This is a genomic window from Actinacidiphila yeochonensis CN732 (assembly GCF_000745345.1).
Lineage (GTDB): Bacteria > Actinomycetota > Actinomycetes > Streptomycetales > Streptomycetaceae > Actinacidiphila > Actinacidiphila yeochonensis.
In genome coordinates this window covers 542,586-552,390 of sequence record NZ_JQNR01000004.1, presented here as the reverse complement: position 1 = coordinate 552,390, position 9,805 = coordinate 542,586, and the positions used below count along the sequence as shown (strand labels likewise).

Below are 9,805 nucleotides of genomic sequence, written 5' to 3'. Positions count from 1 at the left end.
GCCGGACGGGACTCCGGCCGGGAGCCCCCGTACCGCAACGGAAGAGGTCACGTGACCACCCTGCAGCCCGCGCGCCGCGTTGCCGCCGTCCGGGGTCCACGGGCGCTCATCCAGCGGATCGACTGGCGGCACCCGGTCGCCGTCGCCACCGTCCTCGCCGCGGTGCTCCACCTGCTGTGGGCGCTCTACCTGGCCAAGGACTCCGGCGACATGGCCGCCCAGTACGCCTGGACCGAGTTCATAAGGGCGCACCCCTCCGCCACGTACAACCTCTCCTGGTACGGCGGCATGCATCCGGCCTCGTACAGCATCCTGTCGCCCTACATCATGGCGATACTCGGGGTGCGCACCACGGGGGTGCTGGCCGGCACGCTGACCGCCGGGGTGGCCGCGCTGATGCTCACCCGGGCGCGGATCAAGCGGCCGCTGATCCCGGTGCTGTGGACCACGCTCGCTCTTTGGGGTGATGTCGTCTCCGGCCGGGTGACGTTCGCGCTCGGCATGCTCTTCGCCCTGATCGCCGCGGCCCTGCTCTACCCGGACGAGCGGGCGGCCCGCGGGCGGCCCTCCCGGGTGGTCGCCGCCACCGCGCTGACGGCCCTGGCCACCATGGCCAGCCCGGTGGCGGGGCTCTTCATGATGGTCGTGGCCGCGGTGCTGTTCCTGACCAGGCGCCACAAGGAGGCGTACCTGATCGCCGCGGCCCCGCCCGTCGTGATCGGGGCCACGTCGCTGCTCTTCCCGTTCTACGGGGTGCAGCCCTTCAAGTGGTACTTCGCGATCATCCCGTTCGCGGTGTCGGTCGTGGTGGGCCTGGTGGTGCCGCGGACCTGGCGGGCGGTGTTCATCGGGTCCTGGGTCTACGCCCTGGGCGTGGTGCTGACGTTCGTCATCCCCTCCCCGATCGGCAGCAACGTGGAGCGCCTGGCGCTCCTGTTCGGCGGCACGGTGCTGCTCATCGTCGCGATGGCGAGCACCCGGCGGACCCGCCGCTCGGTGCTGCTCTGGCTCTCCTTCGCCAGTGCCGCGACCTGGCAGATCGTCACGCCGATAGTGGACCAGGTCATCACCTCGTCGGCGGTGGCCTCCTACCACGCGGCCCCGCTCATCGACGAACTCAAAACGCTCCACGCCGACCTGGGTCGTGTCGAGGTGGTGCCGCTGCGCTCGCACTGGGAGGCGTCGGGCCTGTCGCCCTACGTGAACCTGGCGCGCGGCTGGAACCGGCAGGCGGACGTCGAGCGCAACGCGCTCTTCTACGACGGGACTCTGTCGGGGGCCACCTACTACAAGTGGCTGCGCAACTGGGGGGTGCGGTACGTGGTGCTGCCCTCGGCGCCGCCGGACGGCGCGGCTGTCGCCGAGGCCCGGCTGGTGGCAGCCGGCCCCCCGGGGCTGACCGAGGTCTGGCAGGACGCGGACTGGCGGGTGTTCTCCGTCAAGGACCCGCTGCCGCTGGCCGAGCACCCTGCCGTCGTGGAGCGGGCCGGGCCGGCCGACCTGACGGTGCGGATGACCAGCAGCGGGTCGGCGCTGCTGCGAATCCCGTGGTCCCCGGTGCTGGGCATCGAGGGCTCCAACGACTCCGACCACGGCTGCCTGGCGCCGGACGGCGACTGGACGCGGCTGTACGCACCCGCCGCCGGCACCTACAAGATCGGCGGTTCCTTCGCGCTGATCCGCGGCACCCAGTGCGACAAGGCACAGATCCAGAGCGGCGCGGGGCGCGAGCCCGCCAAGACCTGAACCGAGCCCGCCACGCCTGACGCCGCCACGCCTGACGCCCAGCCGGAGCCCGCCAAGCCTGACCGTCCTGACCCTCCCGACCGCCGAGCCTGAGCCCGGCGGTCCTGGTCTGCCGCGCGCCGCCGCCGGGGGCCGGAGCCAAGCCTCCGGCCTCGGCGCCCGCACCCGGTGGTGCCGAGGGGAGGACGCGCCCGCGAGGACCGGCCCGGAAGGTGGCCGACCGGGCTCCGGAGGCTGCCACCACGAGGGCTGCTGACGGCAGCAGGTGGGCAGCACCGCTCCTGTCCGGCCTGCTTCGGCGGCGTGGGTCTCGGGACCGCGGCGTCGTAGGGGGCGGCAGCGCGCTCGTCACGGCGGCGTCAGTCGGCCGGCGGAGCCCCCGCCCCCTACATGGCTGGGCCCGGCAGCGCGCCCCGGAGTTCCGAGGCGGTGCGCTGCCGGGCCCAGTCCCCGGGCGGCCGGGGGCGGCTCAGTCCGCGTGGCCCAGTTGCAGGTCCCGCTCGGTGCGGCCGCCACCGGCGACCTGGAGCACCGTGGCGACCGGCGGGTAGCCGGCGGCGATCACGGTGTACTCCCCCGCGGCCAGGTCGACGAAGCGGAAGTGGCCGTCGCCGGCGGTGGTGACGGAGTCCACGACGTTGCCCGCCGCGTCCAGCAGGGTCACCCGCGCGTCCTCCACCAGCCGGCCGCCGGGCGCCCGTACGGTGCCGCGCAGCACGGCGCCGCCGGCCAGCTCGATGTCCTGCCGGGTCTCCCGGGACGCCTGCACCGACACGGGCAGGGCAGCCGGGCGGAAGGCGGGCGCGCTTGCGGCCAGGGTGTACTCGCCGGCGACGAGTTCGGTGAGCGCGAACGCCCCCTCACGGCCGCTGCGGGCGGTGGCCACGACGTCGCCGCGCACGTCGGTGAGGGTGACCACGGCCTCCCGGACCGGCGTGCCGTCGGCGGTGTGCACGGTGCCGGCCAGCCGCCCGGCTCCACCGAGCACCACGTCCAGCTCGACCGGGTGGTCCGCCACGGTGACGGTGACGGCCTGCGGCTGGTGGCCGCCGGCCGCGGCGATCAGTACGTAGCTGCCCGGGCCGGGGGTGCTGACCGCGTAGCGGCCGTCCTCGGCGGTGGCGCCGCGGCCGATCTGCCGTCCCGCGCCGTCGATCAGGGTGAGCGCGGCCCGGCCCACCGAGGTGCCGTCGGAGTGCTGGACGGTGCCGCAGACCGGGATGCCGCCGGACGCGCCGCGCCGGGCGCCGGGCACCGCCGACTCGACGGGCGGCGGGAGCGTGCCGGTGGCCGCCGTGAAGCCGCCGGCGCCGTGGCCGAGCTCTCCCGCCGGGTCGTGGGCCACGGCGTAGCCGGGGTCGAAACCGGGTTCGTACGCCGTCTGGGCGGCGGGGCCGTGCTGGGTCACCAGGGGTTTCTCCTTGAGCAGGAAGGCGAAGAGGAAGCCGAGGACGAGGACCGGCACCAGGTAGAGGAAGATCCGCGGCATGGCCTCGGCGTATGCGTGGACGTAGCCCTCGCGTACCGCGGGCGGCAGGGTGCGGACCAGCTGCGGGGTGACGGACTGGGCGTCGGGCAGCCGCACGCCGTGCGGCAGTTCGACGGCCAGCCGGCGGGTGAGCCGGTCGGCGAACAGGGTCCCGAAGACGGCGGCGCCGACCGAGCCGCCGATCTGCCGGAAGTAGTTGTTGGCACTGGTGGCGGAGCCGATGTCGGCGGGCCGCACGGAGTTCTGCACGGCCAGCACCAGCACGGGCATGATCATGCCGATGCCCAGGCCCAGCACGGCCATGTAGGCGCTGTACTCGGGGCGGCCGGTGTGCACGTCGAGCAGCGACAGCAGGTACATGCCGACGGCCGACAGGGCGGCACCCAGCACCGGGAAGACCTTGTAGCGGCCGGTGCGGCTGATGAGCTGGCCGGAGACGATGGAGGCGACCACGACGCCGAGCATCATCGGCAGCATCAGCAGGCCGGAGCCGGTGGCGCTGGCGCCGTCCACCATCTGGAGGAAGGTGGGCAGGTAGCTGGCCGCGCCGAAGAGGGCGACGCCGACGACCGCGCCGATGAGCGCCGTCGTGTTGAACACCCCGTCCCGGAACAGCCGCAGGGGGATGATCGGCTCCTTGGCGAACCGCTCGACGAGGAGGAACAGCAGGGCGCAGACGACGGTGCCGACCGCGAGGCCGGTGATCTCGCGGGAGCGCCAGCCGTACGTCGAGCCGCCCCAGGTGGTCAGCAGCACCAGGCAGGTGGAGCCGGCGGCGAGCAGGAGGGCGCCGAGCAGGTCCAGGCGGGGTCTGGCGGCGGGCTTGGGCAGCTTGAGCACCAGGCTGATCACCAGGAGGGTGAGCAGGCCGAAGGGAACGTTGATGGAGAAGCACCAGCGCCAGGAGGCGTGGTCGGTGAAGAAGCCGCCGAGCAGCGGCCCGGCGACGGAGGCGACGCCGTAGGCCGCGCCGATCAGGCCCATGAAGCGGCCCCGCTGCCGGGGCGGCACGATGTCGGCGATGATCGCCTGCACCCCGATCATCAGCCCGCCGCCGCCGACGCCCTGGACGGCGCGGAAGGCGATCAGCTCGTTCATCGACCGCGACCACGCGGCGAGCGCCGAGCCGGCGACGAAGGTGAGGATCGCGAACTGGAACACGCGCTTGCGGCCGAAGAGGTCGCCCAGCTTGCCGTAGACGGGCAGGCCGATGGTGGAGGCGAGCAGGTAGGCGGTGACGACCCAGGACATGCGGTCCAGGCCGTGCAGTTCGCCGACGATCTTGGGCAGGGCGGTGGCCACGATCATCTGGTCCAGCGCGGCCAGCAGCAGCGCCAGCATGAGTCCGACGAAGACCAGCCTGATCCCGCGCGGGGTCAGCCCTTCGCCGGCGCCGGTCCAGACCTCGCCCTCGGTGCCGCGGGCGCTCCCTTCCGCACCGCCGGCCGCAGGCCCCTCGTCGGCTCCCGCGGTCGGCGGCGCGGAAGCCGCGCCGTCCTCGAAGCCGGCCTCGGCCGTGCTCCCCGGCGCCGGGCCGGGCGCGCCGGCGGCCGGGGCCGCCGGCGCGGCTTCCGGGCCGCCGCCCGCCGCGGGCACACCGCCCGGCGGCGCCGCACCGCCCGCGCTCCGGTCCCCGGCCCCGTCGCCCTCCGCCGCCGCCGTCCGTTCGACCAGCGTGCTGCCCACCTGAGCCACTCCCCTCGCCGCGCCTGCCGCGCGACCGTCAGCCACCTCACCCGCCATGAGGCGACAACGAGACGCGGGCGCGACGATTCCCGCAAAGCGGGGAGATTCACCCGTACCAGTGAATGCGGGCGAAACCGGAGGGCGGCCGGGGGCGTTACGGGCCGGTGCGCGACGGGGAGCGGATCAGGCCGTCACTTCTCCACGTCGGAGGCGAGCGCGGCGAGCACCTCGTCCTGGATGCGGTTGAGGCCCTTGGGGGCGAAGGTCCGCTCGAAGAACCCGCCGACGCCCGTGGCCCCCTGCCAGGTGGTGCTGACGACCACCTTGCTGCGGCCCGCACCGGCCGGGGTGACCGTCCAGGTCGTCACCATCGAGGAGTTGCGGTCGGTCTCGACCAGTTGCCCGGGGCCGGGCTCGGTGACCTCGAACAGGCAGTCCCGCACCCGCTTGCTCGTGGCCTGGAGCCGCCAGTGCACGACGGTGCCGGCGCCCTGGCCGCCCTCGCGCACCTCGTACTCGGTGTACTGCGCAGGGAGCAGGCGGCCGCGGGTGCCGGCGTAGTCGGCAAGGGCGGCGTGGACCCGCTCCGGGTCCGCGGCGACGATCCGCTCCGTGGTGGCCTCGACCAGCGCCATGACTTCTCCTCGGTTTAGTTGTCCGGCGTGCTGTTTCACGCGACACACAGCCAACCACACCCCATTTTCGAAACTGTGTTCTATTGTGGGTGTCGGCGCCGCACCGCGCGGCGCCGACAGCAGGACGGGGGACGGCCGGAAACGGCGAGGCAGCGGGGGAACGGACGACGGAAGGAGGGCGCCATGCGCTGGGACGGGCTGGGCGCCGACGACTCCGCGGGCGCGCTCTTCGGCACGTCGGCGGTCACCAGCAGGACTTTCGACACCCCGGGCTTCCGGGGCATCACCTTCCACGAGGTGCGGGCCCGCTCGATCCTCAACCGGGTGCCGGCCGGCTCCCGGATGCGCTTCGACTGGACGGTGAACCCCTACCGGGGCTGCTCCCACGCGTGTGTCTACTGCTTCGCCCGCCGCACGCACAGCTACCTGGACCTGGACACCGGCCGCGACTTCGACAGCCAGATCGTGGTGAAGGTGAACGCGCCCGAGCTGCTCCGCCAGGAGCTGGCCTCGCCGCGGTGGCGGGGCGAGCACGTCGCCATGGGCACCAATGTGGACTGCTACCAGCGGGCGGAGGGCCGCTACCAGCTGATGCCCGGCATCCTGGGCGCGCTGCGCGACCGGGCGAACCCGTTCTCCATCCTGACCAAGGGCTCCCTGATCCTGCGGGACCTGGAGCTGCTGCGGGACGCGGCGCGGGTCACCTCGGTGTCCGTGGCGCTGTCGGTCGGGTTCACCGACGGCGGACTGTGGCGCGACGTCGAGCCGGGCACCCCCTCCCCCGAGACGCGGCTGGCGGTGTGCCGCACCCTGGCCGCCAACGGCATACCGACCTCCGTGCTGATGGCGCCGGTGCTGCCGTTCCTCAGCGACTCCCCCGCGCAGCTTCGGGCCACCGTGCGGGCCATAGCCGGGGCCGGCGCCACCTCCGTCACGCCTCTGGTGCTGCATCTGCGTCCGGGGGCGAGGGAGTGGTACACGGCCTGGCTCGCCCGCCGCCACCCGCACCTGCTGCGGCGCTACGAGGCGCTGTACGCGGGAGGCTCCTACGCGCCGAAGTGGTACCAGCGGCGGATCACCCGCCAGGTCCACGAGTTCGCCGCCGAGTTCGGGTGCGGCCCGGCTCGGGGGTTCCGGGACGCCGCCGCCGACGGCGCCGAGGAGCCCGACACCGGCGGCGCGCCGGCGAGGGGGGACGGCGGCCGCGTGCCGGAGGAGGGCGGCACCCAGCTCACCCTGATGTGACGGGGCGGCGGTGCCACCCGGCGGCGGCGCTGAAAACCGTTGGGCCGCCGCCGGGCCCGGCCCCTAGGGTCGCGGGCGTGACGGTGGTCAGGGCGATGGTCGAGGCGGACGTCCGGGCGGTGGCCGGGCTCCGGGTGGCCGGATGGCGGTGGGCCTATGCCGGCATCGTGCCGCAGCCGTACCTGGACGCGATGGACGTCGAGGTGGACGCCGCCGAGCGCCGGGAGATGCTCGTCCGGGGCGCCGGCCGGGCGCACAACCTGGTCGCCGAGGACGCCGTTGGCGAGGTCGTGGGGTGGGCGGCGTTCGGGCCCTACCGGGGCGAGCCGGCCGGCGGCCCGCTCGCCGAGCTGTACACCCTCTACGTTCTGCCGGCGCGGGTGGGAACCGGCGTCGGACGCGCCCTCACCGCCGAGGTACTGCGCCGCGCCGCCGCCCTGGGATGCTCCCGCCTCGCCCTGTGGGTGGTCGCGGAGAACGCGCGGGCCCGGCGCTTCTACGCCGCCGCCGGCTTCGCCCCGGACGGCACGGCGGCGGTGGAGCTGTACGGGGGCGCGCCGGTGACCGAGGTCCGCTACGTCCGCGACCTGCCACCCGCCCCGCTCATCTGAACACTTCACAGATCACCTGCGCAAAAGGGTGGCGGGCACGTTACCCGCCGGTTACCGTGAAGGGGATCGCCCGGCCGGTGGTGACGCGCCGCCGGGTGGACTGCCGTTGTCGGTTCGGCACTTCACGGCGGGCCCGGGACAGGGCCCGCCGCTCGCGCGGGTCGCCCGCACGGCCGCGGCCGCAGGGCCCCGCGACTCCACTCCCACCCTCACGCCCGCACGCCGACGCGCCCGGGTGTCCCGCTGTCACTGGAGTCACGCGATGGACCGTCCGACGTCCCCCGCTGCCGTCCCTCCGTCCCCTCCGCTCGGCCCGCGCCGGGAACCGCGTCCGCCCCCTCCGGGTCCGTGCCCGCCGCGGGCGCCCGGCCCGAGGCCCGATCCGCCGGTGCCGCCCCCGCCCCGCTCTCCGTGCCCTCCATGATCGCCGTGGTCGGCCTGGGCACCATGGGGACCGGCATCGCCGAAGTACTGGTCAGCGCCGGCCACGAGGTGGTCGGCATCGACGTGAACCGGCACGCGGCCCGGCGGGCCGCGGCCGTGCTGGAGGCGCGCACCGCCCGGGCGGTGGAGCGCGGCCGGCTCGCCGCGGACGAGCGGCCCGACGTGCTCGCCCGCTTCCGCGCCTACGGCGACCTCGGCGCCGCCGCCGGCGCCGACCTGGTGGTGGAGGTGGTGGACGAGCGGTACGACGTCAAGCGCGAGGTGTTCGCCGCCCTCGACCGGGTCACCGCCCCGCACACCATCCTGGCCACCGGCACCAACGCCCTGTCGGTGACCCGGCTGGCCGCCGGCACCGCCCGCCCCGACCGGGTGCTGGGCCTGCACTTCTTCGCGCCGGCGCCGGCGATGCGGCTGGTGGAGGTGGTCTCCACGGTGCTGACCTCGCCCCAGTCCACCGACGCGGTCACCGCGCTGGTGCGCGGCCTCGGCAAGGAGCCGGTGCCCGTCGGCGACCGGCCGGGCTTCATCGCCGACGGCCTGCTCTTCGGCTACCTCAACCAGGCCGCCGCGATGTACGAGGCGCGCTACGCGACCCGGGAGGACATCGACGCGGCCATGCGGCTGGGCTGCGGGCTGCCGATGGGCCCGCTGGCGCTTCTGGACCTCGTCGGCGTGGACACCGCCACCACCGTCCTGGACGCGATGTACGAGGCGACCCGGGACCGGCTGCTCGCGCCCGCGCCGGTGCTCCGGCAGCTCACCGCCGCGGGGCTGCTCGGCCGCAAGTCCGGGCGCGGCTTCTACACCTACGCCGAACCCGGTTCCTCGCAGGTGGTGGCCGACGCGCGGACGCCGGGCGCGAAGCCGGGGGCCGTGCCGGGCGCGACGTCCCGAACGGCCTCCGGAACGGCCCTGGGCGGGACGTCCGGACGGAACTCCGGCGGGCGGCCGGTGCGGCGGGTGGGCGTGGCCGGATCGGGCACCATGGCGGCCGGTATCGCCGAGGTCTTCGCCAGGGCCGGGCTGCCGGTGGTGCTGGCGGCGAGGACGCCGGCGAAGGCCGAGCGGGCCGTCGCGCGGGTCGTGGCCTCGCTGGACCGGTCGGCGGCGAAGGGGCGGCTGACGCCGGCGCGGCGCGACGAGGCCGTGGGGCTGGTCGCGCCGGCCGTGTCGTACGACGACCTGGCGGCGGCCGACCTGGTGGTCGAGGCGGTCGCGGAGGACCTGTTCGTGAAGCAGGAGCTGTTCCGGACCCTCGACAAGGTCTGCCGGCCGGGCGCGGTGCTGGCCACCACCACCTCGTCGCTGCCCGTCGTGGCCGTCGCCCGCGCCACCGGCCGCCCGGACGCCGTCGTGGGCATGCACTTCTTCAACCCGGCGCCGGCGATGCGGCTGGTGGAGGTGGTCTCCACGGTGCTCACCGGCGAGGAGGCGGCCGCCACCGTCCGCGAGGTGTCGGCGCGGCTGGGCAAGCACCCGGTGGACTGCGCCGACCGGGCCGGTTTCATCGTCAACGCGCTGCTGTTCCCGTACCTGAACAACGCGGTGAAGATGGTGCAGGACCACTACGCCACGGTGGACGCCGTGGACGCGGCGATGAAGCTCGGCGGCGGCTACCCCATGGGGCCGTTCGAGCTCCTCGACGTGGTGGGCCTGGACGTCTCCCTGGCCATCGAGCGGGTCCTCCACCGGGAGTTCCGCGACCCGGGGCTCGCGCCGGCGCCGCTGCTGGAGCACCTGGTGTCGGCGGGCTGCCTGGGCCGCAAGACCGGCCGGGGCTTCCGCGAGCACGCCCGCCGCTGAGGCGCCGCCACGGGGCCGGGCGTCGAGCCGGGGCGGTCGGCGCGGGGCCGTCGAGCCCGGGCCGTCGTGGGCTGGTCAGCGGCAGGCCCGGCCCGGCCCCGCGCCCTCAAGGGGTCCGGCCGCGCATGACGGGTAAGGGGCGTACG

Annotated in this window: 6 protein-coding genes; 4 read left to right on the top strand and 2 right to left on the bottom strand. The window is 75.0% G+C overall.

Translation table 11 applies throughout. The features are described from left to right. Positions 1-51: 51 nt before the first annotated feature. A complete protein-coding gene (locus tag BS72_RS09140) occupies positions 52-1,746 on the top strand; it encodes a hypothetical protein (protein ID WP_051950843.1) in 1,695 nt (564 codons plus the stop codon). Positions 1,747-2,215: 469 nt separating this feature from the next. Here BS72_RS09140 and BS72_RS09135 read toward each other — a convergent pair whose 3' ends face one another. Both BS72_RS09135 and BS72_RS09130 read right to left on the bottom strand, forming a co-directional pair. After that, positions 2,216-4,921, bottom strand: a complete 2,706-nt coding sequence (locus BS72_RS09135; protein WP_232792291.1) for an MFS transporter — start codon at positions 4,919-4,921, stop codon at positions 2,216-2,218. A 191-nt stretch (positions 4,922-5,112) separates the two neighbouring features. Then, a complete protein-coding gene (locus tag BS72_RS09130; RefSeq protein ID WP_037908542.1) occupies positions 5,113-5,556 on the bottom strand; it encodes an SRPBCC family protein in 444 nt (147 codons plus the stop codon). Between the two features lie 183 nt (positions 5,557-5,739). Here BS72_RS09130 and BS72_RS09125 point away from each other — a divergent pair, with 183 nt between their 5' ends. The 3 genes from BS72_RS09125 to BS72_RS09110 all read left to right on the top strand — a co-directional run bounded on the left by BS72_RS09125 (position 5,740) and on the right by BS72_RS09110 (position 9,659). Beyond that, the gene (locus tag BS72_RS09125; RefSeq protein ID WP_037908540.1) at positions 5,740-6,801 is read left to right on the top strand and encodes an Rv2578c family radical SAM protein; all 1,062 of its coding nucleotides are present in this window, start codon (positions 5,740-5,742) and stop codon (positions 6,799-6,801) included. Between the two features lie 77 nt (positions 6,802-6,878). Further along, entirely contained in the window at positions 6,879-7,412 is a 534-nt protein-coding gene (locus BS72_RS09120) for a GNAT family N-acetyltransferase (protein ID WP_232792290.1), read from the top strand. A gap of 420 nt (positions 7,413-7,832) precedes the next feature. Beyond that, entirely contained in the window at positions 7,833-9,659 is a 1,827-nt protein-coding gene (locus tag BS72_RS09110; RefSeq protein WP_037908531.1) for a 3-hydroxyacyl-CoA dehydrogenase family protein, read from the top strand. Positions 9,660-9,805 lie beyond the last annotated feature (146 nt).

Bases quoted from the DNA above. Each gene is read 5' to 3' on its own strand.
- BS72_RS09130 (WP_037908542.1), bottom strand. From the start codon at position 5,556: ATGGCGCTGGTCGAGGCCACCACGGAGCGGATCGTCGCCGCGGACCCG.
- BS72_RS09125 (WP_037908540.1), top strand. From the start codon at position 5,740: ATGCGCTGGGACGGGCTGGGCGCCGACGACTCCGCGGGCGCGCTCTTC.
- BS72_RS09110 (WP_037908531.1), top strand. From the start codon at position 7,833: ATGATCGCCGTGGTCGGCCTGGGCACCATGGGGACCGGCATCGCCGAA.